This is a genomic window from Rickettsia peacockii str. Rustic (assembly GCF_000021525.1).
In the GTDB taxonomy this organism is placed as follows: Bacteria; Pseudomonadota; Alphaproteobacteria; order Rickettsiales; family Rickettsiaceae; genus Rickettsia; species Rickettsia rickettsii.
In genome coordinates this window covers 1-26,406 of the sequence record NC_012732.1, presented here as the reverse complement: position 1 = coordinate 26,406, position 26,406 = coordinate 1, and the positions used below count along the sequence as shown (strand labels likewise).

The following is a 26,406-nucleotide window of genomic DNA, read 5'->3' as shown; positions in this document are numbered from 1 at the left end:
AGCACCACCTATGGCACTAAGTCAGCCTGATTTGCTAAGTGATGCTGCTGTTCAAACTAAGCCAAAGTCAGGTTTTCTGGCTGCAATGAAAGAAATAGCAAAAGGCAATTTTAAGTTAAAGAAAGTAAAGAAAGAGCCAAAAGCAGTTGTAGTTTCTAGTGATAATATGGATTTCATGAGTCAGATACTTGCAAGAAGAGCAGCAATAGCTGGAGAGAAAAAAGACAATAAGTTCAAGAAGGCAGCCAAAGATGTTATAGCAAATATGCTAAAACCCCTTACTACAAAGCTATGTTTTTACAGTGCATTACTTCATAATATCCCTTAATTCATGGGCATTACATCAAACATAGCGTAAGTTTTGATATAAAAGAATATATCGGAATATATGGGGTCTCGTATCTTTGCAGAAGTTAGCAGAGGTAATGGTGCACAGGTTGTGTTAAGGGCTCCAAAAGAAATTAAGGAGCAACTAAGTTTAGGCGGCACAACAAAGGCTTTAGATAAGGGAATATATGTAGAATCAAAGTTTTTAAAGAATTATGCGGATGATATGTATGTAGATATGGACAAGCATATGTCAGTTAAGACAAGACCTAGCAAGTGGTTTAGAAAGGATGGGGCAAGACCGTTATTTATTGGCAGCCGTAACAAACTACATTCAACATTAGACAATGCATTTAAGGAGTTAAAATACGAAGGTTTTGAAGATATCATGCCTGGAAGTTTGCTAATAGGTGATTTTGATGTTCATGTAGGAAATATTGGAGTGATCAGAGATAGCAGCAAACCTGATATGTCACCTAAATTAGCACGAATAGATTTTGCAGGTAGTTTAGAGAAGTTAAGCAAGCAGATATATCCGCATTCTCGGATGAAACATTTACCAGGTTTTGGTCCTACTAATCATTTTCGGGAGTTTCCAAGTGAGATGAGGCGGAATAACAGAGAATTTGGCTGCAAGTTAATAGAAGGCTCAAGAAAAGATTTAAGTAGTGTGATAGAGGATAGTTTTAAGGAGTTAAGTAAATATTATAGCCTAGATGCAGTTAAGGAATGGGCGACACGCAGCGGGGCAGTATCTGCTAAGGACAGAGACTCGTTTGACTTAAAGAATATAGAGCAAAGCTTTAAGGAGTTAATGTTTGCAAGACAGGAATCATTAAAAGCATTTGGTATGGAAGTATTGCTCTCCAGCGTAATTCAAAAAGGAATTAGAGGCAGGGCTAGTATAGATGAGGAACAATTGAAAGAATTAGTAAAAGAATATCCGCAAGAGTTTAAGCAAGTATTAGATGACTATGAAAAAACAGGAAAACTAAAGTTAAGCAAGAAGGAATATAGAACAAAAGAAATACAAGAAAAATTAATTAAAGGATTAAAAATGGTGATAACAGATATAGAACAAGAACACAAGCTACGCAAAAAGAAATAAGTATAGCTGAGCAATTTGAAAGTTTTAAAAGCAAATATGATCAGAGAGTGCAAGGAGCAAAAACTAGACAAGATACGTTAGCACAGGACAGCATATCATTTGGTGCTAATGTAAGTAGTAATCAATTTAAATTCTGAAGGAGTAGATCCAATTACCTCAGCTATCCGCAAAGAGATAATGCAGAAGCAGCGAGAACAACTGCGGTTATTTTTAGCGGTAAGAAATCCTGAACTAGATGAATATACATCAGATGATGAGAGATTTACGAAGTTTTTGATGCATCTCAACAATGAGCAACGTAAGTTTGTTAATGACGCATTAGAAAGCGAGAAAGTTAAAGCCGCAATGGAGCAAATAGAGTTAGTCGGCTACAGAAACATTCACACAAGTTTTGCTGCTGAGAACTATCCAGGAGGCTTTAAGCGAATGGATTGGAGCGGAGAGAGCGAACTTAATACAAGGTCACAAATAGTTAAGAATGATGCAGGATCTGAAATATGTACCCTAAAGGAGCAAACACACAAAACAACGCCGCTTACGCTCAGCAAGCAAGATGAGAGTACTACAATAGTCAGCTCTTACAGAACTATTGATTTTCCGGTTAAACTTGAGAAGCCAGCAAGTGGTACTATGCATTTATCGTTAGTTGCAAGAAACAAGGACGGTAATGCTCCATTACTTGAAAAGGCAGTGTATTTCACAGCTCACTATGAGGCAACACCAAAGCCAAATGGAGTACCAAAGCTTAAAGAGGTCAGTAGTCCTCAGCCAATTAAGTTTTTAGGGAGCGGTAAGGAAGCGGTAGGTTATATAGAGCATGGCGGAGAAATATATACTCTGCCAGTCACAAGAGGCAAATATGAAGAGATGATGAGAGAGGTAGCAAGAAATAGGGGACAAGCTGTAGATCTATCATTAGAAGTAGAGCGTAAGGCACAAGATTTAATTAGAACGGCAGAAATAGAAAGAGTTACAGGAGAAGAAATAGAAAAATCAGGATTAGCAGAAAAGGCGGCAATAATTAATAATCCTGCTTATTCTAAGCGAGAAGAAATCAAGTACCATGAAGCACAGATTGCAAAGTACAAAAAGATACTAGAAGAGCATATAGAGCCAGCACTTGAATGCCGGGATCAAGAAAGAGAGAAAATATTACTCTTAACTAAGAAATGTCTCACTGATCCCAAATACAAAGAGTTTGAGTCATATATCAAGAAAACGGCAAAGCAGCATATTGAGTTGCACCACCAGGCATATTTAGAAGAAGCAGACGGCGGGAAGGTTTTAAAGGAGCTTACTGAAATCATGCAGAACATAGGCTGCAAGGGGTTTGAAGCAGTAAATAGTAAGGACAGTTCCAGCTCCACAGTGGAGAAAATTAAAGATGTCTTAAAAGCAGGTGGAAAATTTGGTTTTAATGTTGTTTTAGAGAGTTTAAAGCAAGGAGGAGTAGAGAATTATGTAAAGCAACAGGCTATAGATCAGTCAAAGAAGGTAGGTAGCTATGTTGGACATTGTGTAGCCGATAGAATCAGAGCTACTTTGTCGGGTAAAGCACAAAACAGTGCTAGACTAGTAGTGCGGCTATGAAGTCAAATGTAATTGGCATGAATGGCACTACACCAAAATCTCATGGGATGCAGAGATGATATAGCTTATCCATTAAGATATTGATACTGAATTTTGGAATGTTTTATTATATTAAATATTAAAGATTACCCTCACTGTAAAGATCTTAATGAAATGTGCTGTACTATGATTTACTGCCATAATATTTAACAATACTTAAAAGTGTATAGATATGAATAAGCATTTTAATTTAAGAATAATTGACGGTATAACGTGCGACGTCAGGTACCTACTACAAAATCAGATAAATAGTAAGACCAAAGGCATAGGACTAATCATATGTCAACGATTAATAGAAATGCTACCAGATAATCCTTACATTTACTGTTATCAAGGATATTTATTAGATGAGATAGGTAGAGAAGATGAGGCTCTATATTCATTTGACAAAGCTTTAGAATTAGGTTTAGTAGATGCTACTATATATGGTTTAAGAGGTGATCTTTTATTTTCGTTAGACAGATTAGAAGAAGCATTAATATCATACAATGCAGCAATATCAATGGACAATAATAATGATAATTACTATGCACGTATAGCTAGTACTCATTTGATGTTAGGTAATGTTGATCAAGCTATCACTCAATTACAAAGAGCAATAAAACTGAAGCCTCAAGAATTCTTATATAAATTTATTTTGGATCTAATATTAGAGGAGCTAAGGGTGTCAGAAAGTTTGTGTAAGTTGTAAAAATAGTTAAGAATCAAACAAAGCAACCATTTTGATTTTCTTATGTATTGGCTTCTTTTAATCTTAGCAGGACTTTTTGAGATAGCGTTTGCTATTACATTAAAATATTCTGATGGTTTAACAAAACTAAAACCAACGCTCCTTTTTATTTTCTTTGGAGCATTAAGCTTTATGTGTCTTTCAAAAACTCTAAATAAAATCCCTATAGGTACAGCATATGCTGTGTGGACTGGTATCGGTGCTACTGGTACTACAATATTAGACATATTTATCTTCAATGAACCAATATCTATATTACGCTTATTCTTTATTACTACCTTAGTCATATCGATAATTGGTCTTAAAATATCCTCAAAGAAAATAGCTAGAAGCTATATTAACTAACAAGAGTCACATATGAACACAATTACAAACACAGAAAGACCTAAGCTAAAGCTTAACTTTGGTGCAAAACCATTAACACTAGCTACTAATGCGAATTCCTTAGTTCTAAGTCCTGCTCTTAAGAAAATTGTAGTCTTTGAAAAACCTAAAGAAAGCGTCAAAGATGTAGGTAGTACGTCTGCTAATACTTCACAAAAAGATGAGGTTACAGGTACTACTAAAACCAAAAGCAGGGATGCAAAGAAGAGTAAGAAACAAGAAACTACAGCAAGTAATAAAAAAGAAGCAAGCAGTAAGAAGGTAGTAGCAACTCCCGAAGAAATCTTAAAAGACAAGATTAAGAGACGTAAAAAGGAATATTTTAGCATCTTAACTAAGTTGCAAGCTGATTATCCTGAGTGTTTCTCTGAAGAACCAAAGCCTCTTGCTATAGGTATAGATCTTGAACTAAAGAAAATATTAAATGGAGCACTCCCTAATATTCAATTAGGTAGATTTTTTCATAGATATTGTGGTAGTTTTAAGTATAAAGAAAAGCTAGTAGAAGGAGCACAGAGATTTAATCTTGATGGTTCACCAGCAACTCTTGTTACTAAAAAAGAAGTGCCTGTCATAGCTCACAAACCTAAGTTTGTTAAAAAAGATACTAATACTTAATTCTCTATTAGTTTTTATATTACACGTTGAGGTTAAATTTTATGTATACACGATTACTACTATGCACAATAATATTTCTATTATCCTCATGTAATAGAAATGAAGATGATACACAAACAAACACCCCTTTTAAAGTGGCTATTAACGCTATGGGTAAAGATTTTCAAATTGAAACCAGTAACCTAAATATATCACAAACATTGTCTAGTGTTGAATCTCCGAATACTGCAACAGTAACTATAGAACAGTCAGATTTATTATATGACTCGGTTAATGCAATAAAAGATATATTTGTACTTTCTTTTGATAATAGTAAGTGGGTAATTCAAGGTAGAAGAACCTTATATAGATGTCATCATGATAGAGGAAGTCATCAATTCTCTTCAGCACTTTGTAAATAAAAAATAGCGTCAAAATATCATAAACAAAAATTGTTGTCACAATGGACGAAAACAATAATACCTCTATAGACTCAAAAGCATCAAGTATATCTGTTACTACAGAAAAAGATAACAATAGAGAACAAACAGAATCGGGCAGTAATGGTAATTCTAATGACAGACCAAGGCATGACGCACTTATTCGTAAGGCTCTAGAGAACCCAATCGTTGCCAAAGAGTTCTTTGAGATGCATCTACCAAAAGAGATTAAGGCTATGTTTGCCTCTCATACCCTTAAGATGGAAAAAGAAAGCTTTGTGGAAGCAGATCTTGAACATTCTATATCCGATATCCTATTCTCAGCTAAGTTCATGAATGATACAGGATATTTATGGATTCTTTTAGAGCATCAAAGTACTCCTGATCATTTCATGGCTTTTAGGTTATTTAAATATATGACTGATATTGCATCAAGGCATTTAACTCTTCATCCTAGATCTAAACACCTGCCTTTTGTATATCCGCTAATATTTTACAACGGTAAAAAGAAATATAATGCTCCAAAGAATCTTTGGGACTTGTGCCAGAATAAAGAACTAATGCAAGATATTTGGACTAAGGACCATCAGCTGATTAATGTTCATGATATTCCTGATGAGGATTTAAAAAAGAAAGCTTGGGCTGGAATACTGCAATTCTTCATGAAGCATATTCATGAAAGAGACTTACTAAAAAGATGGCATGAGGTAGCTGATCTATTACCAGAATTTGCCAAACTTAATATCGGTATTGATTACCTAGAGCTTATATTAACCTATACATTGATTAAAATAGAAAAATCTGATAAAATAGAACTTGAAAAAAATGCTCAAAAACCGCTTAAACACTGAACTTGGAGAAAAACTTATGACTAGTCTTGCTCACCACTGGGAACAACAGGGAATAGAAAAAGGTATGCAGATTGGAGAAGCTAAAGGCATGCAGATTGGCAGAAATGAGGGAAAACATGAAAAAACTATGGAAGTAGCTAAAAATATGCTTTCTGCCGGTTCTGATATTTCTTTTATCTCTAAGGTTACAGGACTCTCCATCTCTAAAATCAACAACCTTATTGAGAACGTTCATAGAACTGTGTCAAACTAGAAACCTCTCCCAAAATTCAGCCTATTGGGAAAGTAAATATCTAGCTGGGAAATTGTCAGTGCCCAATTTGATACTGGCATGTTCCATTTAGCTGTTATTTGTTTTATAGCACAAAATACTAACTTAAACAAGGCATTTTCACTGGTAAATGAGCCTTTGGTTTTAGTATATTTTCTGACCTGACGATGGAATCCTTCAATAGGGTTAGTCGTGTAAATTAACTTCCTTACTTCGCTTGAATATTTAAAGGCTCTGTACAAATAAGTGTGGGAATTTCTCAAAGGTTATATAAAAATATAATATAACAAAAGGAGAAATTATAATGCGCCAAAAATAAAATGAAGCAATGAATCAAGCGATAGATTAATTAATAAATAATGATACAGATATATCAACATTACTTAAAGAGGATGGTTAATTGTTTTCAGGAGTTTCGCACTTAGCAAAATTGCGAATCAGCTAAAAGGCATCTAATGTTGTTCTGAATTGATGTTTTTATAACTTCCCAAGTTTGTTGATATAAAGTAATTTTTTCATTTATCCTCCTTTTGTTCATATCGAGCCAAGCAAATACGGCAAGGCAAATATGATTTCTCTGAGCTCGACCCGTGCGTGCCTGACAGCATTCAATACCACAAGTTTGTTTTAATTCTCGATGATAAACCTCTATAGACCACCGTGCCTTAACAATTTTCTCTATTTGTTCACGTGTTGGATTTTCTAAGTTAGTTGTTATGTAATCAATGCGACCATTTTTTGCCACAAACTTTTTGTAATAGTTGAGATTATATCTTACATTTAGTAAAATAAATTAATTATTAAATGGAGATGAAAAATGAACTTAAATCAAAAAATAATAAAGCCAAAAATAGGGTTACTAGAACTAGCTAAGAGTCTTGGTAGCATATCATCAGCATGTAAAGCGATGGGCTATAGTAGAGATAGTTATTACAGATTTAAAGCACTGTATGAAACTGGTGGCGAAGAGGCATTATATGAAATTAGTCGAAGAAAGCCAATAATAGCGAATAGAGTTGATCCAGCGATAGAGAAAGCAGTAATGGATATGGCAATAGAATATCCAGCATATGGTCAGCTAAGAGTATCAAATGAGCTTAAGAAGAGCGGTATACTTGTATCGCCTGGAGGAGTGCGATCAATTTGGTTACGTAATGATTTAAACAATATCAGTAAAAGGCTTAAAGCATTAGAAGCAAAGATGGCTCAGGATGGTATTGTTCTTACTGAATCTCAATTACAAGTGCTAGAGGAGCGTCGTAATGAAAGAGAAGCTCATGGAGAAACCGAGACGCAGCATCCAGGTTATCTAGGATGTCAGGATACGTATTATGTAGGTAATTTCAAAGGTATAGGTAAGGTTTATTCTCAGGTATTTATTGATAGCTATACTAGGGTAGCTGATGCTAAACTATATACTGATAAAACAGCTTTAACTGCTGCTGATATGCTTAATGACCGCGTGTTACCATGGTACGAGACCCAAGGGATACCAATACTTCGTATTCTTACAGATCGTGGGTCAGAATATAAGGGGAATATAGAGCATCATGCTTTTGAGTTGTTTCTAAGTATCGAAGGTATAGAGCATACTACAACTAAGACATATTCTCCCCAAACAAATGGTATGTGTGAGCGTTTTAATAAAACCATGAAACAAGAATTCTTTTATACAGCTATGCGGAAAAAGATTTATACAGATCTTGATGATTTACAATTAGATCTTGATATTTGGTTAGAGCATTTCAATAATGAGCGACCACATTCAGGAAAATATTGTTATGGAAAAACTCCTATGCAAACTTTTAAGGATAGTAGAAAATTAGCTGTTGAAAAGAATAATGAAATCTTGTATCTTGAATACGTCTCTGACAGTCAAAATTTAACTGACAATCAGGTGCAAAATTTATAGTGTCTGTAAGATCAAATCTTGACTTCTACAGATCTAGCAGTTTGCATAAGTGACCTATTCATTTTTGAGTTTGTTGATCTCGATAGTAGATAACCCGGTAACTTGAGAAATAAAATCAGGATCAGAGTCAGCTGCAAGCATATTTTTTGCCACTTCTATTGATTTATTATATTTGCCTTCAGCTTTTCCGATCTGCATACCTCTAGCTTCGCCTCTAGCTTCAGCGGATTCAATCATGAAATCTTCGACAGCTTTGTTATCCATGATGCGTTTAATTTCCTGCTCATAAGCAAGGAGTTCTGCTTCATTCCAGTTAAACTGATTTAATGCTTCATAAGCACGCCCTACTACAAGATCGCTACCTATAATTTTCTGCAGGTCAGCTTCACTTGTGTTAGCAGCATATTTAAAAAAATAGCACCATTTTTCGGTAATAGTTTTTAGGTCTTCAATTTTATCTATATTAAATTTAGGTAGTTCAATAAAGCTAAAAGAGAAATCCTTTAAATCGTGTTCAAAAGTAATTTTATCTAGGATAACATGATGAGAGATATAATCAGCTTTATCAGGGAAGATAATATAATCACTAATAGCAATAAAGATGACTTCCTTAAGGTTAGCATAGAGACCGTCTTGTTTTTGTCCTTGGGATAATTGTCGTGAATAAGCTTTGGCGGCATAATATTGAGCTCTTTTCTCAAAGCCTTTAGAAGGGGAGACTTGCATTTCTACGATGATTTGCGTACCATTTTGAGCTTTACAAAGGACATCGACGAGAGATTGTTTTTTATAAGCAATATCAGGGTCTTGGACAGGACTTAAGAAAGTAACATCCTGTATTTGTTCTGCATCTTTAAATCCCATGATGTCATTAATAAAATGAATAAGAATATCTTTGTTTTTTTCAGAACCAAAGATTTTCTTGAAGGCGATATCATTTTTAGGATCTAGGAACTTTGAAACTGCCATAATTAGTTACTAATATTTGTATATGCATTCATAGATGTTGTTGAGTGATATTCATACAGGAGTTTCGCACTTGTACAAAATAAGTTACAATATGTATATACTAATACACTCAAAAGTAATAAAATTTAATACAAGTTTATTACTAATAGTGGCAAGAGTTGTACATATTTCCATCTAATTTTACAAAGTGCGAAACTCCTGTCATATTCTAATCTTCCGGGTAAAGGAAGGTACAATGAGTCTTGTATTAAAGTAGAACCCAGAGGATGGATTCTACTATTTACATTATTAATATAGATTCTTTAAGTTATTGTAATTTTTTTAGCTTTACTTTGTTCTTTTTTAGGTATTTTGATAGATAAGATACCATCTTTAAATTGTGCTTCTATATGTTCTTCATCAATATTAGATGGTAAACTAATAGAACGGTAGAAAGAACCATAATATCGTTCTTGCATATGATAATTATGATCTTTCTTTTCAGTAGATTGTTCTTTTTTACCTTCAATAGTTAGGATGTTACTGTCTATTTTTAGATCAATATTATCTTGTGTAATGCCTGGTAATTCCATTTCTAGATTATACGCAGAGTCATTTTCCATAATATCAGTTCTCGGTGATAACATTCTTTCATTGTAAGAGGAAGGATAAGAAAAAGAAGCCATTTCATTAAAGAAGTTATTAAAGACATCATCAATATAGCTTCTTTTATTAGAGTTATTTTGTAGTTCTGATTTATTTCTAATACGTGGTAAATTAAAAGCCATAAAAACCTCCTATTTAAGTTAAATAAAATTAAATAATAACAAATTAATAATCAAAAAAGTTTTAATTATTCGTTATGCTCTTTATTCAACAGGTATTTCTTGAGCATTTTGGTTTTTGAGTTCAATTCTAGGCAAAGTAATGGTCAAGATGCCATTTTTTAGCTTAGAAGAAATAGACTTTTGATCAATATCATCATATAGAGACATAACATAATTAAATTTTTTATTTAAATGATCAGTAGCACTATTTGCTTTAGTATCGTCAATGTTACCTTCAATAAAAAGCTTATGATTATTTACTTTAAGTTTAATGTGACTTTTATCATAGCCTGGTACTTCTAGGACTAGGATATATTGTTTGTCTTGAGTAATGAATTTACTTTTTATAGCACTTGAGTCATAGATAGATAATCTATCATCAAATATACTATTCCAGTAATAATCAAAGGCAGAGAAAGGACGATTAATAAAATCTAATGGATGACGTAAATAAATAGTATAATGATTATTATTTGATGTTTTTTTATCCTCAGCCGCAATTGCTGGATTGACAAATAAAATGACAGTAATGCAAGTTATTAAATATAATTTAATATTGTTGTATAACATAATTATCTTCTTTTACTTCAATTTGACTATATAACATATAAGGTTAATTTATAGAATCTATAGAATAGTAACATATTAGATATAGTTTTAGAATAGAAAAATTCAAGTAATTATTGCTGACGTTTATATCCTCCGAGGAATCTAATAAGGTGTAGAAATAGGTTAATAAAGGGTTTTGTCGCATCTATAAGTTATGCTATACCAAAATTGTTGAAACTTATATTTTGGACATTATGCTGTTATTAGCATAGCAAAATTCTCAAAAGTAGAAAAAAGTGATGTGGCTATAGTTTTCCGGACAGTTAATAATAGACGATATTAACAGGAAGGATAGAAATGACAGATATAAAGCCAAAGATATATCCAGCTGAATTTAAGGAATCAGCAATTAGATTAGCTATTGAGTCTCAGCAACCTTTAGCTCAAACAGCTAGGGAACTGGGGATTACAAAATCTAGTCTATATAATTGGGTTAATAAATATTCAAAACCCAAGGAAGTAATGAGAAATGATGAACATCAATATGATGAATTAAAGAGATTGAAAAAAGAACTAGACAAAGTAACACAGGAACGCGATCTATTAAAAAAGGCTGCTGCGTACTTTGCGAAAGAATCCCGATAAGGTATGCATGGATAAAGGAGAATGAAGGTAATTTTTCCATTGCTGTTATGTGTAAATTTATGAAAGTATCACGTAGTGGTTACTATGAATGGTTCAATAATCCTGGATGTAATAGGGTTCAAGAAGATAATGAATTAACAAACAGAATTGAAATTATCTTTAAAGAAGGTAGAGGTAATTATGGAACTAGACCTATTAAAAAGGAACTATCTAGGCAAGATATAATTGCTAGTAGGAGACGCATTGCAAGACTAATGAAAGAAGCTAGCTTGATATGTAAAACCAAGAGTAAGTTTAAAGCCACTACTGACTCTAATCATAACAAGCAAACTGCTCCTAATTTATTAAATAGGAAGTTTACAGTTTCTGCTGCTAATTGTTATTGGGTTGGAGATATAACCTATGTGCCAACTAGTGAAGGTTGGCTATATTTAGCCACTGTTATTGATCTATTTTCTAGAAAAATTATAGGATGGTCTATGAATAATAATATGAAGGCTGATTTGGTTAATAATGCTTTATTAATGGCAATATGGCAACGTAAACCACCGAAAGGGCTTATTTGGCTACTGATTAGAGGTAGCCAATATTTTCTGATAGTCATTTAAAAATTATAAAATAACATGGTCTTAAACAGAGTATGAGTCGTAAAGTTAATTGTTGGGATAATGCCGTTGCTGAAAGTTTCTTTCATACTATAAAAACAGAATTAGTGTATCAACATAAATTTAAAACTAGGGAGGAAGCAAAACATGCCATATTCGAATATATAGAGGTATTTTATAATCGTATAAGAATGCATTCTGCTAAAACGATTATTTATCACCAGTAAAATACGAAGAAATACAAAAATGTGCTTAAACAACTGTCCGGAAAAGTGTTGACAGATCACTTTATCCATAATCGGGGTTATAGTATTTTCAAGTCTTTCTTAGTTTTACTATAGTCTTGTTTATATGCTTGCCATAGATCACGTACTGGACCGGACTTATTAAGTAACATGGAAACAGATCCACTAGCTATAACTTTTCCATTATTTAGCATAATAACACTATCAAAGTTGGGCAAAAGGTGTAGCCGATGCAATGAAATAATCATAGCTGATTCTGGAAAATCATTTATAATTTGTAATAGAATTTCTTGTTCTGTAGGTAAGTCTACACTAGAAGTAGGCTCATCCATTAGAATAAGCGAGCTAAAACGTGCAGCAAATAGCCCACGTGCCAGAGCCAATCTTTGCTTTTGACCAACTGAAAGATTTAGCCCTTTTTCACGAATATCTGTTTTAAGACCATTTGGTAAGGTGTCAAGAACATTTGAAAAACCAGAGAGTTTTACAACATGATGAATTTTATCTAATTCTGTTGGAAGATCCATTGTAATGTTGAATGCTATTGTATTTTCAAATATTTCTGGATCTTGAGGTATCAGAGTAGTAATTGTTTGAAGGGGTTCTAATGAATTGAAATGAACTTCATCAATTTTAAGATCCACATGTGAAGGGGTATAAAGTCCGGACAATAGATTCATCAATGTACTTTTACCTCCGCCATTTAATCCAATCAAAGCAATTTTTTCGCCACGCCTTATCTTAAACTCAATTCGATTAAAAATTTGGACATACCTAACAGCTTCTGAAGCATGGTGAAAAGTTAGATTTTTTACCTCAATGACATGCCATTGTTTAACAGTTGCTGAACTTTTAGGTAAAAGTGTTAATTTTTTAATATCATCTAGAATAGGTTGTATGCTTTTGATATCTGTATTCATACGTACAATTTCTCCATAATGAGTACTTAAAGCTTGGAATACATCATTAATATCACATTGGTAACGAAAAATCATGACTACGATGCCTAGCATAATTGTTTCCGTTTTATTTAAAGTATGAACTACATAACTAACCAAAATTATGGTTTGAACAATAGTGAACAAAATCATCATTGAGAACCACTTAATCTCATTTAAAACTACTCTTTTTCGGAAAAATGGCCAAATAGACATCATGTGCTCAAATAAATTATTATGTGTTAATTTACCTAAACGTAACGTTAGTATCGTTGTTATGTTACTAATGTAGTCAAAGAATACAGAACCAATGTGATTCTCAACTTCATTTTCAGCATTAAAGAGTGGTACTAATTTATTATCGAATAAAATCACCACTATCATTACAAATAAAGAAGAAAAAAAACTGATAAAACCTAAGGGTGGTGAAATCCAAAGTAAAAACCCCATTGCGGTTACAAATTTAACTATTGTATGAATATAGCTGAATTGATTATCTGCGAAGCGGTATATAGCTGCTGATGAACGATTAATGCGTGTAATAATGTTACCAGAATGATGATCTTGATGCCATTTTAGTGGTAAATGCATTAATTGTTTATAAATATTTAGTCTAAACGCTTGTTGAATTTTTAGAGCGACATTCCTTTCAACAACTCTTGCAGGACCATGAAATAACCAAAATAATAACATTAGACCAACTCCGGCAAGCAACCAAAATATTATTTGAGTCAGTTGTCCAGGCTTAAAATGCTGCAATTCATCGACAACTCGACCAAATGCATATGGACTTAAGCTCAAAAATATTTGAGCTACTATAAGTGCTAAGTAATAACCAATAATTGCGAACCTCCATGGTGCACCATAATGCCAAACAGTATAGATCAAGTTGAGGTAAGGATTACTCATTAGGTTTATGATCATATGGGTTAATTGTTCGAGAGTTCAATGTTATTTCAAAAGTACAAGGTATGAATTATACTTTAACTAACTCTAAGCTAATAGCTTAACAAATTATCTGGAAAACTTTCGACAAATCAGCATATTCTTTGGGGATACAGGTTGATATTCCGGCGAAACGTACATTATTAAGAGTAGAAGTCGGCATAGTCAGTGTCTGAGCATCTGATAAAGATCGCCTACAGATTTTGCCTTAGAGAGATCATCACCGGTAATAGTTTGGCCATATTCTGTGTCGAACATGATGATAACACCAAGGGCAGCAAGCGAATCCCACTCCGGCAAATCCTTAAGCAACGTATCCATGGTTACTTCTACAGGATTCTGGAAGTCTGTCACAGACAGGAAATTCGCAAGAAAGGTCTCCTTACTCATTAAATACCTACTAATAGTTTGTCTTTTGCTAATAAAATGGCTTATAGTAGATTGTGTAAGAATACGAACCGATTCATAGTGTGTAGAGTTTGAGTATTTTAATCGGTGGTACAATACAACTTTTGAGAATTGAATTTACTTATAGCCATTGATTATTTGAAAACATATCTAAACAAATCCACTAATTCTCTTAATTATTTGCTATCTTAAAATCTTAACTAAAGTCATTATCTCTCTTACTTCTATATTGAAATTATTAAGTTATTATAATTCTGTTCTAATATGAACACAGAGCTAATTGTATAAAACTTAATACTAAAATGCAAATTTATTTATTAATTGTAGAAGTTCTGACTGTATTGAGTTTTCAAAAATATCACATCTAGCTCTAAATTAACCATTAATTAGATAAAATTGATTATGACTTAAAAACATTTTTTGTATAATAAAGGAATGCCTTATAATATAAAAAAGTTTGTTTAATCTAATTAAAGTACGAAGTAATTTATGGATAACAAAAACGAAAAAAAAATTTTTTTAGCTCACAAATTAGAATCTGTACATGATGATCTATGGAAGGCCAAATCCGTAGGCGATCTTTATCAGATGCTCAGACACTGACTATGCCGACTTCTACTCTTAATAATGTACGTTTCGCCGGAATGTCAACCTGTGTTCCTAGGAACAGTGTTTCCAACTTGATGGATTGCAAGCCACAACTGCGCTCTGAGCGTGAGCGTTTAGTGCGTAATATCGGTATCGAGATGCGCCGCATAGCACCAGATTGGCAATGCTTTTCTGACCTGGCCTTTGATGCTGCTGAGATCCTACTAGAGAACCTAGCCTGGAAGCGCAAGGAGATTGATGCACTGATCGTGGTGACCCAGTCTCCAGATTACCTGGCTCCGGCTACTGCGATTATATTACAGGATCGGCTGGGGCTTTCTCTAGATACAGTAGCATTTGATGTTAATCTCGGTTGCTCCGCTTATCCATTCGGCATCAATCTGTTGGGTTCGATGATCGCCGCCGGCGGCGTGAAAAAAGGGCTGTTACTAGTAGGCGATCGTGGTGCGAATCTGAACGATCCGATCTTCTCTGATGCGGGTACCGCAACAGCACTGGAGTTTTGCGACGGGGCTCCGCCGATGTACTTTGACCTAAACAGCGATGGTAGCGGCTACAAGACGATCATTCTACCGGTGGGTGGACACCGTGAGCCGGTTAATATCCAGCATCTGGTTCCGTTCCGCCAGGATGAGAACGCCCACTGGCAGCGTGCCATAGACCTGCAGTTGGATGGATCGGCGGTGCTTAGTTTCTCGATCCAGTGCGTGCCTAAGGCGGTAGAAAAATTGCTCTCCTACGCTGGTGTCATTAAGAAAGACGTAGATTACTTCGTCTTTCACCAAGCTAATCGAATGATCAACGAAACCATCCGAAAGAAACTTGAACTGCCGACAGAAAAGGTGCCGTCCACTTTACGTGAATTCGGCAATACTAGTGGTGCTTCGTTGCCATTGACTATGACCGTCTGCATCAACAAGGAGCTTGAGGTTAGCCGTAAACGTGTACTGCTCTCTGGCTTCGGTATTGGCTTGTCGTGGGGAACCTGCTTAGTGAATATCGAAGGGGCAAAATTCCCTAGCCTGATTGAATCCTGAAAATAACAAACATGGAGTGATCCCAAATGAAAGATGAGACCTGTTTCAATCCCTTCAATCTGTCTGGAAAGCGTATATTGGTCACCGGTGCCACTTCAGGGTTAGGTGAGGCAATAGCCCAGAATTGTGCTCGAATGGGGGCAGAGATTATAGTCACTGGTCGTAATCAGGAGCGACTGTCTCGTAGCTTGGACACACTATACTTGATTTCAAACCTGCCACATCTTTCTGTTCAAGCAGATCTGACTGTGGCTGAACAACGTGCTGAACTGGTGGCTACGCTTGGCACGGAGATTGATGGCCTCGTGCATAGTGCTGGTATTTCACGACTGTGCCCAGTGCGGATGATGAGTACTGCCCATCTTTGCGAAATTCAAGCGATCAATGTAGAGGCTCCAGTAATGCTGACTCAAGCATTACTGAAGAAAAACCTGATTGGTGTTGGTGGATCAATTCTGTTTATCTCTTCCATTGCTGCACACGTTGGTGTAGCAGGGGTCGGTGCTTATTCAGGCACCAAGGCTGCTCTGATCGCAATATCCCGTTGTCTGGCAATGGAAGTTGTGAAACGAAGGGTTCGGGTCAATTGTCTGTCTCCGGCACTGGTAAAAACATCGATGCTAGAGGGCATTTCCATGGTTATTGGCTCCAAGAAGTGCGATGATAGTAAGTATCCGTTGGGATTTGGTAAGCCAGAGGATGTCGCTAATGCCGCAATCTTTATGCTCTCGGATGCTAGTAACTGGATAACCGGAACCACACTGGTGATGGATGGCGGCCTGACCATCAGTTAAGGGATAGAAATAGCAAACTGGTGGTGTCATCAGATTAGTCTAGTTGGCAGGTCAATTGACGAAGAATTGATATGCAGATTGTGATGTTTGATGACGTGCCTGGTGGGAACGTCATAGTTGCTAGCCTTGCCATGGTGATTTACAATAATTCATTAAATGTGCCGTAAGGCCAAAGAGGGATTTACATATGATACGTCATGCACTGGATGCGGAGCACTACATAAGTCCACATACATTCTCTCTAGAAAGTGACAGGATTTTTAGCAAGTTATGGATATTTGTTGGCTTCAGCTCAATGGTACGCCAGCGTAACCAGTTCTTCACCCGTAAGGTGGCCGGTATTCCAATTTTGGTACAGCACACCGACAATGGCGTGCGAGCCTTCGTTAATCAGTGTCCGCACCGACTGTCAGCGATCCAGACGGAATATACGGGGCAGCGTCCTCTAGTTTGTCCATACCACGCCTGGTCCTTCGGTCCTGAAGGTGAACTACGAGCTATACCAAATTCCAGCCTCTACCGTTTCACGGACGAGGAGCGGAGTAGTATCTGTCTGCATAAGCTGCATCTTGCAGAAGTTGGGCAATTGCTGTTTGTGAACCTAGCAGTAAAGCCGGTTCCACTATGTGAGCATTTCACCAATGATTATCTGGAAGTCCTGAGAGAAGTTTCCTCACATTTAGACTCCCGATTAATTTATAGCTGTCATCGGGTCCGTTACAACTGGAAGCTGAATATGGAGAATGTGCAAGACTCCAACCACGTGCCCTTCATTCATCCCAAGACTCTCCAGCCAATAATGACTCCACCTGTCAAAATGGTTAAGCATGATCTGGAAACACCGTCAGAGTTGGTTGGCTTGCTGCAGCTTGGCAAAGTGCCTAACCTCAGTTCGCTCAGCTATTCTGCACAGACGCCTTTACAACACCTAAACAGGAGCTGGTTTGCCAATCTCTGCCACGTCTATGGGGATGAACACGTCTACTACAGCTGGTATATCTATCCGAACGTCAACTTCTGTAGTGTGAATGGAGAGCATTTTTTATTGCAGCAATATGATCCAGTTTCTCCAGGTGAAACCGACTACCACCTGTGGATGATGACGGCACGTCGCAAGAACGAGCACACTGATTTCACCGCTCTATTGAATATATTGATCAAGAGGGAGCGTACGGTCATTGCCGAGGACACAGTGGTTCTTGAACGATTGCAGGAGGGACTCAGTACTCACTCTAGGCATTTTACCCATGGCGATTACGAGATGCAATTGGTACGACAGCATCTGTGGTATCGAGCACAGATAGTGGGAGAGGTAGAATGAAGAGATTCATAATCGTCGGCAAGGGGCGAATGCTCGAGCAAGCATGTGAAACGGCTCGTGACAATGGGTTAAACTGCCTGCAGCTCGAACTTAACTCCTCTGATCAATACAACTTCGATACAGACCCTCTGTTTGAGAACTATACCGTAGTGGAAAACGAGGTCTTCGTGGCCTTGGACGAGCGAGCCATCAACTATGCTCGCCACAAGTTGATTGCAAAGATTCGTTTGGCCGGTTACCGACTATTTAATATTGTTTCGTCCAGAGCCATCGTCAACGTTAATATCCAGCTACTGGGTAATGTATACATCGGGCCTGGATGCAATATAGCACAACATTGTATCATAGGAATGGGAAGTTGGTTGGATCGACAAGTCATCGTCGAGGATGGGAGTCGTCTCGGTGTTTGCACTACGTTAATGTCGGGAGTCCAACTTGGATGGGATGTTGAAATCGGCCAAGGTAGCACGTTGGGGAGTGGATGTATCGCAAGTGCCAAGACAAAAGTGGGGCGCCATTGTGAATGGCTGTTACCAGGCATGCTTCCCAAAAAGATTCCGGATCACTCATTCTATGACCAGCTCATACCACAAGGGGCCTGTATTCTGGACTAGAGGCTCTGTAGAAGTCAAGATTTGATCTTACAGACACTATAAATTTTGCACCTGATTGTCAGTTACATTTTGACTGTCAGAGACGTATTCAAGATACAAGATTTCATTATTCTTTTCAACAGCTAATTTTCTACTATCCTTAAAAGTTTGCATAGGAGTTTTTCCATAACAATATTTTCCTGAATGTGGTCGCTCATTATTGAAATGCTCTAACCAAATATCAAGATCTAATTGTAAATCATCAAGATCTGTATAAATCTTTTTCCGCATAGCTGTATCAAAGAATTCTTGTTTCATGGTTTTATTAAAACGCTCACACATACCATTTGTTTGGGGAGAATATGCCTTAGTTGTAGTATGCTCTATACCTTCGATACTTAGAAACAACTCAAAAGCATGATGCTCTATATTCCCCTTATATTCTGACCCACGATCTGTAAGAATACGAAGTATTGGTATCCCTTGGGTCTCGTACCATGGTAACACGCGGTCATTAAGCATATCAGCAGCAGTTAAAGCTGTTTTATCAGTATATAGTTTAGCATCAGCTACCCTAGTATAGCTATCAATAAATACCTGAGAATAAACCTTACCTATACCTTTGAAATTACCTACATAATACGTATCCTGACATCCTAGATAACCTGGATGCTGCGTCTCGGTTTCTCCATGAGCTTCTCTTTCATTACGACGCTCCTCTAGCACTTGTAATTGAGATTCAGTAAGAACAATACCATCCTGAGCCATCTTTGCTTCTAATGCTTTAAGCCTTTTACTGATATTGTTTAAATCATTACGTAACCAAATTGATCGCACTCCTCCAGGCGATACAAGTATACCGCTCTTCTTAAGCTCATTTGATACTCTTAGCTGACCATATGCTGGATATTCTATTGCCATATCCATTACTGCTTTCTCTATCGCTGGATCAACTCTATTCGCTATTATTGGCTTTCTTCGACTAATTTCATATAATGCCTCTTCGCCACCAGTTTCATACAGTGCTTTAAATCTGTAATAACTATCTCTACTATAGCCCATCGCTTTACATGCTGATGATATGCTACCAAGACTCTTAGCTAGTTCTAGTAACCCTATTTTTGGCTTTATTATTTTTTGATTTAAGTTCATTTTTCATCTCCATTTAATAATTAATTTATTTTACTAAATGTAAGATATAATCTCAACTATTACAGGTGGATTAGTCAGAATCAAATCATATTCGTTCTCTATAGGTTCCGATAAAGTTCCTAATATTGAATTTGTCTTCAATAGGAATGTCTCGTTAAATAAATTCGCAAATTCTTCTGTATATTCAGGATTATCTTTTACGAGTTCGCAAAAATAAATAAGCATATTTGCCTTTGCGAGAATTATAGTTTTTTCTCATCGTTATCAAAACCTTTGTCAAAACCTATTATTTTGACTTTTGATTTAACTTTGCCGTTTTTGATTTCAAATAGTTCCTGTAGGTTGTGCTTGACATACTCAAGAGGAAATTTACCTACACCGCAGGCAGGATCACAAATTTTCATCCCTTCTTTCAAATCACTTCTTGCCATATCATTTATAGCTCTGACAACGCTTATCGGAGTAAAAAACTGCCCCCAATTCTTCTTGCTTATACTTTCTTTCAAAAAGCTTTCAAATAACTTGCTTTTGAAATCGAGGTCTATATGATCCAATTTTCCAAAATCTCTAAATTTTTCTAAAACTTTCTTAAACACTGTATCATACCCAGATACAGCCTTTTGGTCCTTACTCACAAATATTGTGCCGTTTATAATAGTTGTTTTATCAATATTGTTTTCAGGAAACAGTCTTTTTATTTCTGGTCTAATAAACCTTGCGTAATAGTCTAACTTTTTTCCTTTCTTAAGTAATTCATCAAAACTATAATCCCTCTCTAAAATTCCTAAATCACTTAAGTATTTAAATATGAAAAGCTCAACAAATGTATATAAACAATTTTCTGGCGTTGCTCCGCTAACACTCCAAACATCTTGCCAGATTTGTTTGGCTAATCCTGTAGGATCAATTAATTCTTGCGGTAATATCTTGTCATTAGTACTATTTATAGATTGTATAATTTGTGTAATTATTTTTTGTATATTTTTATCGTTTGGTTCGAAATTATACTTTAAATCATTCCCATTTTGATCTTTAACGTGATTACTAGTGGCAACATTAATCCATATTGTTTCATATGTATCCGTAACTATTATTAGTTTTGTGTTTAACTTTTTGGCAACCTCTATTTCTTGTAAAATAGCTTTGTTTTTTTTAGTCTGTGTATTGAATGCTTTAGGTGATTTGTATTCAACTATTGCTATTACTTCTTTTTGTTTGGTGATTATGCCATCAACTTTCTTTCTTGATACCTCTTCATAATCAATACTTCTAATAATTCCTGCCTTTTTTAATGCGTTGATTGTTGTCGCACCTATATTATAAAAATTCCAAGTCCCTATCTTTTGCGGGTTTCTGATCAAATCTCTCTGTAGTAGCTCTTCACTCATATTATCATTCTATTTTTTTATATTACTTTAATTTTTTATGATATTACCATTTACTGCTAATATCATATCCATACTCTACTCTCTTAACACCTACATTACCCGCCAATCTACGTATCATTTGCGAGTAGTTATTCCTAATCCAATCAGCCATAAATTTTGTTGGCATTGTTAGCGTTAGTGTTTTTGTATCGTTGCACTCAACGGCTACTGCTTTAGAAAACCACGCCGTATCTATAGCTTCGCCTAGCTCTTCTATTAAACTTTTTCTGATGGCGTGCCATGCCGAAGTTGATGAAATAGCATTTAGTGGTACTCCTGTTGGTATTTTAGAAAATGTTTGTATTCCAACCTTTGTATCTTCAGTAGATCCTTCTATTGCCTCTGTGCCATTTCTTTTTCCTTTATCCTGTGCATCATATCCTACATCCTCTACCTCCTGCATATAATACCCATTTATACCATATACTGCTTCTAATTGTGCTCCTAATGTCTCTATTTGTCGCTCGCTTAAATCTAAGTTGCTTGGAATTAATGCAGTTATGAAACTATTATCATGATTTATCTTAAATTCTACTTGGGTCAGTATTTTATATGCCACATTTGTGCTATATCTTCCTGCTATCTTCTTTCTTACCTGCATCTCTTTACTAATATCAAAAGAATTCTCTATTTCACTTAAGTATTTCTCATATTCTAGCATTTCTTTCTCCTTGGCATTTATGTTACAACTGAACCTAAATGTTGTGTGATTTACAAGCGGTCCTTGATGCTTCTCATTCTTGAGTATTTGTACCATGTAGCTTAAGAATGTAAATTTGTTCTTAAATCTTTTCTCTGGATATTTGATATAAAGCTTCAGTAGTAATTGATTCACGAAGTTTGTGCTGAATTCTCTACCAGCTCTAGAGTTCAGTATACTTACGTCTTTTTCTGATAAGGGGTAGAAATGTCTGAAGTCTTTATGTGTCCTGTCATTGCTTACTTTAGGGGAAGATGATGGTTTCTTTGGAGTGACAGTATTAAAATTATTTCCAATGTTTATTTTATTTTTCTTTGGGATATTATCATTGCTGGTTTTAGTAACATCTTCGATTATTGAGTTAGATGTAAGAGGTAAAGCATCCATAAAATCCTTAATAGAATTTTTTAAAGATTTAGATGAAAGTGAGCAAAGCTCACTTTCCAAATGCTCTGAATTTGAAGTCTGCAGAAATGTTTTTGGTCTTATCTGATAATTCTCGTCTAGTTTATCCAGTTCTTCATTTTGTGCATCTATATTTTTATTACTTTCTTTTATTATTATATCTTTATTATTATGGGCTGCTTTTTTGGCACTACCAGGCTGCTTTTTTGGCAGTCCCGCCTGAAAACCCTTATAAGTATCAGGTTTTTCAGTGTCATTATCTACAACTAAAGATGCATTATCAATACCTATATATTCTACTTTTTCTTCTACTGTCTTTGTTTTATCTATTTCTTCTTTTACTTCTACATTGTTGTTATTAAGGAAAGATTTAGGAATAACAATAGGATTAATAGATATGATAAAAGTTGATTTATCATAGCGGTTAGAATCTATATCATCTGATTTAGCATAATTATGTCCTACTTTTATGAAGTAATTAGGATATTGGTTTTTAATGTAGTCAAGTATTCTAGCAAGCGTACGCTTACTTATATTATTTTTATTTATTAATTCTTTTGCAGTAGCGGAAAAAGATAATGCACCTGTAGTTTGATAATTTTTATAAGCAGTGATAATACAGTTTAAAAAGAAGATTTTGTGTGTAGCGGTTATAGTAGCATCATCAAATAAGCTTTTGCTAAATTCAAGATCTATAGGAGTAAATAACTTAGTACGCAAAATATGCTGAATATTAGATTCACCCGCAAGTCTTGAGCTATCTACATTAAAATTAGATGATTCATATTTGATTTTGTCATATAGACGGTCAGGCAGTATTGGTACTATCTCATTGACTTTATCTGAACCTTTTTTGTCTTTATGTCTAGTAACATTTAACAAACCTAACTGTTCAATCTTTTTAACTAGCTTTAAGACAATACTACGCATATTGCTTTTGTCTTTAGCCTTATAACCAACAAGCTTAGCGAGTTTTTCTGAAGAATAAATTATAGTCTTTTGCTTCTTATTTAAAGCTGCACTATACAAGTTAAAGATCTGAAGCAAAAATATTATGTCTCTTGGTAATAACTGACTAGAGTATTCATTTAGAATAGCTTCAAATAAACAAGTAGTTAAAAGGATATAACTTCTATCATCAGAAAGTGTTAACTCTTGATTATATTGTTGTTGTTTGATATAATCCAAAACTTGGGGATTAGTTGGTTCTATAGGTGTTTGAGTATTAAATAAGTTCATTATTTGAAATCCTAATTAATTGGTGGTTAAAGTTATTAAAACAATCATCTAATCCTTGTTCTTTATTCAAAGCATTTTTTCTCTTGTAATTATCTACAATAATCCCAAGTGTTTTCTCTAGCTGTATTTGCTGTGTAGCTACAAGACTTAGATAAGTCTTAAAACTTTTATGACTATGCTCAATGCTCACTCGTAAATCATGCATCATTTTATTTAATATGCAGATATCACTTTCTATTTGATGTAATTTGGTATTGATGTCAGAAAGGCTCATGTTAATACCCTCCTGATGTTTGAAATTTCGAAGAATCCCTAATGCGCATGAAAGAATAAAAAAACGGCAGTAATTGCACAAAAGAGCGTAATTTAGATATAAAATATGCTAAGTTGTTGAAATTTTGCTTGATTTGTTGATTTATTAAGGGATTTGTATGTCCAAAAGATAACGGGGACTTGATTTTATGTGGAATATGTGTTATGTTCATAGTGCTTAGCCTCATGGTGTAGGTTTTGATTTTTATACATTAGTAAGTACTGTACCGACCAAAGTTTAGTACTTACTAATATCATCTTGGATTTTCTTTATTATTCTATTGTTCCTTTTTTCTTCTATGATGTCGTTAATGTCTTATTAAACTACATAGTCCGTCCGCCAAAACTCAAGAAAATATCACTTTAGGCACTTATTCCCCAAAATGCACTCAATTTTCTCATTGCCATTTTTTCGTAAGTATTCTTTAATACGATCTAATATTTTTTGATCATACAATCATACAATTTTATATATTCTGTATTGGCTAATTGTTCTGCTTTACTTATAATACTTCTATTAACCTTGATAATTGCTGCTAAATCTTGTTGAGTTAAGCTTAATATGTGTCGTGCAGCTTTAAATTGAAATCTAGTTATACTATTATTTAATTTACTATTTTCTATCTCTCTTTTTGAATTATAGTATGTTATACTAAATGTATTAGGAAAAATTATATTATTTAGTGAAAAAAAATTAGTAAGTGCAGCACCATATTTATGAAAAAAATCTCTAGTATTTCCTAATTCTGCTTTATTAATAGTAGCCTTGCTTACTTTTAGCACTTTCGTTATATCGCGTACACCAAGATTTAATACATTGCGTGCTGCTTTTAATTGTAATGGAACAATTATTGTGTGCATATAAAATTGATCCTTTATATATTTAAAGTATTTTTAATACAATCTCGTAAAATCGCACTGACTGATTTTAATTTACTTTTTGCTCTCTTATTATTTCTAGCGATATCCTCTAATTTAAATAAAACAGACGCAGGTAAAGAAATAGTAGTTCTTACAATATAATCTTTTTCTTGTTTTGTACCATAAGGTTTGTCTGCTAATTCATTAGCTAAATTTTCTATAGCTTTTTTAGTATCTACTATACTACGCTTTTTTAAAACCATTTTTAAAAAACCTCGTTTATTAAATCAAGAATTTCTTGTTTTGCTAATGTATTAGTAGACTCTATTACTGATTTTCCAATCGGCATTACATCTCTATAAATTTTTCTATAATAACAACAAGTATTTAGAAGTTTTAATTTCGGAAATTCAGCAAGATAATCTTGGAATTCCTGTCTTTCATTTGTTTTAACTGTAGGATTAGTACTAGCCATAGTATGCAATATATAGGTTTTTAATTTTGGATTAATATCTAGTACCCTAGTAATTTGTTCTTGTAATTCTACTATTGTATCAAGATCTAGTTGACTAGCTTGATGTGGTGATATTAGTACATTAGCAACACTCATACCAGTAATCATCTCTCTACTGTTTCTACCTGCCACGTCCACTATAACATAGTGAAATTTTTTATCTAATTCTTCAAGAGTACTAGAGATATTATCATACTTTTCTACTAAAGTTATATAAGGTGAGAGTTTTGTTTCTTGACGATCTTGATGCCATCTTGCAGCAGATCTTTGAAAATCTGCATCCACTAAACACACTTCTTTTTGTTGGTAAGTTAGTGCAATAGCTAGATTAGTAGAAGTAGTAGTTTTTCCAGTACCTCCTTTATTACTGCCGACAATGATAATCATAGTGATACCGAAATTATTTAATAATACATGATAAAACAAAAGTGGTGTTTTATCAATAATATTTATTACTTCATAAATAAACAAAAATAATAACATAAGTCATAAGTATTAAAAAATAATTATTACTTCATATTTATGAAAAATATTTGACATAAGAGAAATTACCATATAAACTAAAAAATATAGACAAATGCTTAAGATAACATAAATATAATTCATATTAGTAAGTACTAAACTTTGGTCGGTACAGTACTTACTAATGTATAAAAATCATAAATCATTACATGAGGTTAAGCGTTATGACCATTTCATACATTTATAATATCCGCAATGAAGTAGTAGTATTTGCACAAAGCAATACTACTAATAATTATACTAATTTTTCTAATCGCAAATCATTTAAATCACGTATCAAGCAAGTAGCTACTATATCATTGATATTTTTATCAATGGTTACGGGAGAGGTATTTGCAGGAGACAAGAGTTACCCAAGAGTAAATCAAATGCCTCTAGGAAGAAAGAAGCTACATTTGAAGCTACTCATTTAAGTAACAATTTACCTGATATAGTACCTACTTTTCCATTGCCTGATTTAATACCAACAAATCCGCCAGCGCCTCCGCCTCCGCCGCCATTACCGGACATAGTACCACCTGTAATATTACCTGATGTGGTACCAGTTCCCCCAGCGCCTCC

Annotated in this window: 30 protein-coding genes and 2 pseudogenes; 17 read left to right on the top strand and 15 right to left on the bottom strand. The window is 34.7% G+C overall.

What is annotated here, in order from left to right:
- Positions 1–10 precede the first annotated feature (10 nt).
- From RPR_RS07685 to RPR_RS07800, 8 genes and pseudogenes are all read left to right on the top strand, one after another.
- Entirely contained in the window at positions 11–328 is a 318-nt protein-coding gene (locus RPR_RS07685) for a hypothetical protein (RefSeq protein ID WP_146603382.1), read from the top strand.
- Positions 329–388: 60 nt separating this feature from the next.
- Positions 389–1,435: a hypothetical protein gene (locus RPR_RS07830; RefSeq protein WP_012737744.1), complete on the top strand. Its 1,047-nt coding sequence runs from the start codon at positions 389–391 to the stop codon at positions 1,433–1,435.
- Positions 1,436–1,612: 177 nt separating this feature from the next.
- Positions 1,613–3,025 (top strand): Sca4 family spreading effector, encoded by a 1,413-nt coding sequence (locus tag RPR_RS07825; protein ID WP_012737743.1) that lies wholly within the window; start codon positions 1,613–1,615, stop codon positions 3,023–3,025.
- Positions 3,026–3,362: 337 nt separating this feature from the next.
- Positions 3,363–3,755, top strand: a complete 393-nt coding sequence (locus tag RPR_RS07820) for a tetratricopeptide repeat protein (RefSeq protein ID WP_187145823.1) — start codon at positions 3,363–3,365, stop codon at positions 3,753–3,755.
- 42 nt (positions 3,756–3,797) lie between these two features.
- Positions 3,798–4,139 carry a DMT family transporter gene (locus RPR_RS07815; protein WP_012737741.1) on the top strand — a complete coding sequence of 114 codons (342 nt, stop codon included), beginning with the start codon at positions 3,798–3,800 and terminating at the stop codon, positions 4,137–4,139.
- A gap of 12 nt (positions 4,140–4,151) precedes the next feature.
- Entirely contained in the window at positions 4,152–4,796 is a 645-nt protein-coding gene (locus RPR_RS07810) for a ProQ/FINO family protein (protein WP_085065844.1), read from the top strand.
- Between the two features lie 41 nt (positions 4,797–4,837).
- Positions 4,838–5,197: a hypothetical protein gene (locus RPR_RS07805; RefSeq protein ID WP_012737740.1), complete on the top strand. Its 360-nt coding sequence runs from the start codon at positions 4,838–4,840 to the stop codon at positions 5,195–5,197.
- 41 nt (positions 5,198–5,238) lie between these two features.
- Positions 5,239–6,319 (top strand): annotated as a pseudogene (locus tag RPR_RS07800) (Rpn family recombination-promoting nuclease/putative transposase).
- Here the strand turns inward: RPR_RS07800 and RPR_RS08400 are convergent.
- Both RPR_RS08400 and RPR_RS07795 read right to left on the bottom strand, forming a co-directional pair.
- Positions 6,316–6,597: pseudogene (locus tag RPR_RS08400) on the bottom strand (transposase); the annotation flags it as partial. The pseudogenes RPR_RS07800 and RPR_RS08400 sit on opposite strands and share 4 nt — an antisense overlap.
- Before the next feature lie 161 nt (positions 6,598–6,758).
- A complete protein-coding gene (locus tag RPR_RS07795) occupies positions 6,759–7,082 on the bottom strand; it encodes a transposase (protein ID WP_228368939.1) in 324 nt (107 codons plus the stop codon).
- A 72-nt stretch (positions 7,083–7,154) separates the two neighbouring features.
- Here RPR_RS07795 and RPR_RS07790 point away from each other — a divergent pair, with 72 nt between their 5' ends.
- Complete coding sequence (locus tag RPR_RS07790; protein WP_012736634.1) at positions 7,155–8,249, top strand: IS481-like element ISRpe1 family transposase; 1,095 nt, start codon at positions 7,155–7,157, stop codon at positions 8,247–8,249.
- Between the two features lie 54 nt (positions 8,250–8,303).
- Here RPR_RS07790 and RPR_RS07785 read toward each other — a convergent pair whose 3' ends face one another.
- From RPR_RS07785 to RPR_RS07775, 3 genes are all read right to left on the bottom strand, one after another.
- Positions 8,304–9,218, bottom strand: coding sequence for an Rpn family recombination-promoting nuclease/putative transposase (locus RPR_RS07785; RefSeq protein WP_012737739.1), 915 nt, complete (start codon positions 9,216–9,218; stop codon positions 8,304–8,306).
- A gap of 302 nt (positions 9,219–9,520) precedes the next feature.
- Complete coding sequence (locus tag RPR_RS07780) at positions 9,521–9,985, bottom strand: Hsp20/alpha crystallin family protein (protein WP_012737738.1); 465 nt, start codon at positions 9,983–9,985, stop codon at positions 9,521–9,523.
- 81 nt (positions 9,986–10,066) lie between these two features.
- Entirely contained in the window at positions 10,067–10,579 is a 513-nt protein-coding gene (locus tag RPR_RS07775; RefSeq protein WP_410526309.1) for an Hsp20/alpha crystallin family protein, read from the bottom strand.
- 351 nt (positions 10,580–10,930) lie between these two features.
- Between RPR_RS07775 and RPR_RS07770 the strand changes: the two genes are divergently transcribed.
- From RPR_RS07770 to RPR_RS07760, 3 genes are read left to right on the top strand one after another with little or no spacing between them, the layout of a single operon-like run.
- Positions 10,931–11,218: a transposase gene (locus RPR_RS07770; RefSeq protein ID WP_085065842.1), complete on the top strand. Its 288-nt coding sequence runs from the start codon at positions 10,931–10,933 to the stop codon at positions 11,216–11,218.
- A complete protein-coding gene (locus RPR_RS07765; protein ID WP_146603381.1) occupies positions 11,125–11,826 on the top strand; it encodes an IS3 family transposase in 702 nt (233 codons plus the stop codon). The genes RPR_RS07770 and RPR_RS07765 overlap by 94 nt, the downstream gene beginning before the upstream one ends.
- 32 nt (positions 11,827–11,858) lie before the next feature.
- Complete coding sequence (locus RPR_RS07760; protein ID WP_085065840.1) at positions 11,859–12,050, top strand: IS3 family transposase; 192 nt, start codon at positions 11,859–11,861, stop codon at positions 12,048–12,050.
- Positions 12,051–12,127: 77 nt separating this feature from the next.
- Here the strand turns inward: RPR_RS07760 and RPR_RS07755 are convergent, their stop codons facing one another.
- Together RPR_RS07755 and RPR_RS07750 are read right to left on the bottom strand one after the other, a co-directional pair.
- Positions 12,128–13,915 carry an ABC transporter ATP-binding protein gene (locus RPR_RS07755; RefSeq protein ID WP_085065845.1) on the bottom strand — a complete coding sequence of 596 codons (1,788 nt, stop codon included), beginning with the start codon at positions 13,913–13,915 and terminating at the stop codon, positions 12,128–12,130.
- Positions 13,916–14,116: 201 nt separating this feature from the next.
- Complete coding sequence (locus RPR_RS07750) at positions 14,117–14,341, bottom strand: acyl carrier protein (protein ID WP_012737735.1); 225 nt, start codon at positions 14,339–14,341, stop codon at positions 14,117–14,119.
- A gap of 623 nt (positions 14,342–14,964) precedes the next feature.
- Between RPR_RS07750 and RPR_RS07745 the strand changes: the two genes are divergently transcribed.
- From RPR_RS07745 to RPR_RS07730, 4 genes are all read left to right on the top strand, one after another.
- Positions 14,965–16,005: a ketoacyl-ACP synthase III gene (locus RPR_RS07745; RefSeq protein ID WP_085065839.1), complete on the top strand. Its 1,041-nt coding sequence runs from the start codon at positions 14,965–14,967 to the stop codon at positions 16,003–16,005.
- A 26-nt stretch (positions 16,006–16,031) separates the two neighbouring features.
- Positions 16,032–16,799: an SDR family NAD(P)-dependent oxidoreductase gene (locus RPR_RS07740; RefSeq protein ID WP_012737733.1), complete on the top strand. Its 768-nt coding sequence runs from the start codon at positions 16,032–16,034 to the stop codon at positions 16,797–16,799.
- A gap of 187 nt (positions 16,800–16,986) precedes the next feature.
- Positions 16,987–18,120, top strand: a complete 1,134-nt coding sequence (locus RPR_RS07735; protein WP_012737732.1) for an aromatic ring-hydroxylating oxygenase subunit alpha — start codon at positions 16,987–16,989, stop codon at positions 18,118–18,120.
- Complete coding sequence (locus RPR_RS07730; protein WP_012737731.1) at positions 18,117–18,734, top strand: acetyltransferase; 618 nt, start codon at positions 18,117–18,119, stop codon at positions 18,732–18,734. The genes RPR_RS07735 and RPR_RS07730 overlap by 4 nt, the downstream gene beginning before the upstream one ends.
- Positions 18,735–18,770: 36 nt before the next feature.
- Here RPR_RS07730 and RPR_RS07725 read toward each other — a convergent pair whose 3' ends face one another.
- The 8 genes from RPR_RS07725 to RPR_RS07695 all read right to left on the bottom strand — a co-directional run bounded on the left by RPR_RS07725 (position 18,771) and on the right by RPR_RS07695 (position 25,710).
- A complete protein-coding gene (locus tag RPR_RS07725) occupies positions 18,771–19,865 on the bottom strand; it encodes an IS481-like element ISRpe1 family transposase (RefSeq protein ID WP_012736482.1) in 1,095 nt (364 codons plus the stop codon).
- A gap of 33 nt (positions 19,866–19,898) precedes the next feature.
- A complete protein-coding gene (locus RPR_RS09390) occupies positions 19,899–20,090 on the bottom strand; it encodes a hypothetical protein (RefSeq protein WP_228368941.1) in 192 nt (63 codons plus the stop codon).
- A gap of 17 nt (positions 20,091–20,107) precedes the next feature.
- On the bottom strand, positions 20,108–21,253 hold the full coding sequence (locus RPR_RS07720; protein WP_228368940.1) for an N-6 DNA methylase: 1,146 nt from the start codon (positions 21,251–21,253) through the stop codon (positions 20,108–20,110).
- A gap of 43 nt (positions 21,254–21,296) precedes the next feature.
- Complete coding sequence (locus tag RPR_RS07715) at positions 21,297–23,636, bottom strand: DnaA N-terminal domain-containing protein (RefSeq protein ID WP_012737730.1); 2,340 nt, start codon at positions 23,634–23,636, stop codon at positions 21,297–21,299.
- Positions 23,623–23,910 (bottom strand): hypothetical protein, encoded by a 288-nt coding sequence (locus RPR_RS07710; protein ID WP_085065838.1) that lies wholly within the window; start codon positions 23,908–23,910, stop codon positions 23,623–23,625. Before RPR_RS07710 ends, RPR_RS07715 begins: the two co-directional genes overlap by 14 nt.
- A gap of 473 nt (positions 23,911–24,383) precedes the next feature.
- A complete protein-coding gene (locus tag RPR_RS07705; protein WP_012737729.1) occupies positions 24,384–24,809 on the bottom strand; it encodes a hypothetical protein in 426 nt (141 codons plus the stop codon).
- A gap of 14 nt (positions 24,810–24,823) precedes the next feature.
- Positions 24,824–25,072, bottom strand: a complete 249-nt coding sequence (locus tag RPR_RS07700; protein WP_012737728.1) for a hypothetical protein — start codon at positions 25,070–25,072, stop codon at positions 24,824–24,826.
- A gap of 2 nt (positions 25,073–25,074) precedes the next feature.
- Positions 25,075–25,710 carry a division plane positioning ATPase MipZ gene (locus RPR_RS07695; RefSeq protein WP_146603383.1) on the bottom strand — a complete coding sequence of 212 codons (636 nt, stop codon included), beginning with the start codon at positions 25,708–25,710 and terminating at the stop codon, positions 25,075–25,077.
- A gap of 299 nt (positions 25,711–26,009) precedes the next feature.
- Between RPR_RS07695 and RPR_RS07690 the strand changes: the two genes are divergently transcribed.
- On the top strand, positions 26,010–26,258 hold the full coding sequence (locus tag RPR_RS07690) for a hypothetical protein (RefSeq protein ID WP_085065837.1): 249 nt from the start codon (positions 26,010–26,012) through the stop codon (positions 26,256–26,258).
- The last annotated feature ends 148 nt before the right edge of the window (positions 26,259–26,406 follow it).

Coding starts and splice junctions, on each gene's coding strand:
- RPR_RS07830 (WP_012737744.1), top strand. CDS start 389: ATGGGGTCTCGTATCTTTGCAGAAGTTAGCAGAGGTAATGGTGCACAG.
- RPR_RS07770 (WP_085065842.1), top strand. CDS start 10,931: ATGACAGATATAAAGCCAAAGATATATCCAGCTGAATTTAAGGAATCA.
- RPR_RS07780 (WP_012737738.1), bottom strand. CDS start 9,985: ATGGCTTTTAATTTACCACGTATTAGAAATAAATCAGAACTACAAAAT.
- RPR_RS07715 (WP_012737730.1), bottom strand. CDS start 23,636: ATGAACTTATTTAATACTCAAACACCTATAGAACCAACTAATCCCCAA.
- RPR_RS07750 (WP_012737735.1), bottom strand. CDS start 14,341: ATGAGTAAGGAGACCTTTCTTGCGAATTTCCTGTCTGTGACAGACTTC.
- RPR_RS07740 (WP_012737733.1), top strand. CDS start 16,032: ATGAAAGATGAGACCTGTTTCAATCCCTTCAATCTGTCTGGAAAGCGT.
- RPR_RS07755 (WP_085065845.1), bottom strand. CDS start 13,915: ATGAGTAATCCTTACCTCAACTTGATCTATACTGTTTGGCATTATGGT.
- RPR_RS07710 (WP_085065838.1), bottom strand. CDS start 23,910: ATGAGCCTTTCTGACATCAATACCAAATTACATCAAATAGAAAGTGAT.
- RPR_RS07685 (WP_146603382.1), top strand. CDS start 11: ATGGCACTAAGTCAGCCTGATTTGCTAAGTGATGCTGCTGTTCAAACT.
- RPR_RS07745 (WP_085065839.1), top strand. CDS start 14,965: ATGCCGACTTCTACTCTTAATAATGTACGTTTCGCCGGAATGTCAACC.
- RPR_RS07700 (WP_012737728.1), bottom strand. CDS start 25,072: ATGGTTTTAAAAAAGCGTAGTATAGTAGATACTAAAAAAGCTATAGAA.
- RPR_RS07825 (WP_012737743.1), top strand. CDS start 1,613: ATGCAGAAGCAGCGAGAACAACTGCGGTTATTTTTAGCGGTAAGAAAT.
- RPR_RS07790 (WP_012736634.1), top strand. CDS start 7,155: ATGAACTTAAATCAAAAAATAATAAAGCCAAAAATAGGGTTACTAGAA.
- RPR_RS07695 (WP_146603383.1), bottom strand. CDS start 25,710: ATGATTATCATTGTCGGCAGTAATAAAGGAGGTACTGGAAAAACTACT.
- RPR_RS07785 (WP_012737739.1), bottom strand. CDS start 9,218: ATGGCAGTTTCAAAGTTCCTAGATCCTAAAAATGATATCGCCTTCAAG.
- RPR_RS07735 (WP_012737732.1), top strand. CDS start 16,987: ATGATACGTCATGCACTGGATGCGGAGCACTACATAAGTCCACATACA.
- RPR_RS07760 (WP_085065840.1), top strand. CDS start 11,859: ATGAGTCGTAAAGTTAATTGTTGGGATAATGCCGTTGCTGAAAGTTTC.
- RPR_RS09390 (WP_228368941.1), bottom strand. CDS start 20,090: ATGCTTATTTATTTTTGCGAACTCGTAAAAGATAATCCTGAATATACA.
- RPR_RS07730 (WP_012737731.1), top strand. CDS start 18,117: ATGAAGAGATTCATAATCGTCGGCAAGGGGCGAATGCTCGAGCAAGCA.
- RPR_RS07720 (WP_228368940.1), bottom strand. CDS start 21,253: ATGAGTGAAGAGCTACTACAGAGAGATTTGATCAGAAACCCGCAAAAG.
- RPR_RS07820 (WP_187145823.1), top strand. CDS start 3,363: ATGCTACCAGATAATCCTTACATTTACTGTTATCAAGGATATTTATTA.
- RPR_RS07705 (WP_012737729.1), bottom strand. CDS start 24,809: ATGCACACAATAATTGTTCCATTACAATTAAAAGCAGCACGCAATGTA.
- RPR_RS07805 (WP_012737740.1), top strand. CDS start 4,838: ATGTATACACGATTACTACTATGCACAATAATATTTCTATTATCCTCA.
- RPR_RS07810 (WP_085065844.1), top strand. CDS start 4,152: ATGAACACAATTACAAACACAGAAAGACCTAAGCTAAAGCTTAACTTT.
- RPR_RS07815 (WP_012737741.1), top strand. CDS start 3,798: ATGTATTGGCTTCTTTTAATCTTAGCAGGACTTTTTGAGATAGCGTTT.
- RPR_RS07725 (WP_012736482.1), bottom strand. CDS start 19,865: ATGAACTTAAATCAAAAAATAATAAAGCCAAAAATAGGGTTACTAGAA.
- RPR_RS07690 (WP_085065837.1), top strand. CDS start 26,010: ATGACCATTTCATACATTTATAATATCCGCAATGAAGTAGTAGTATTT.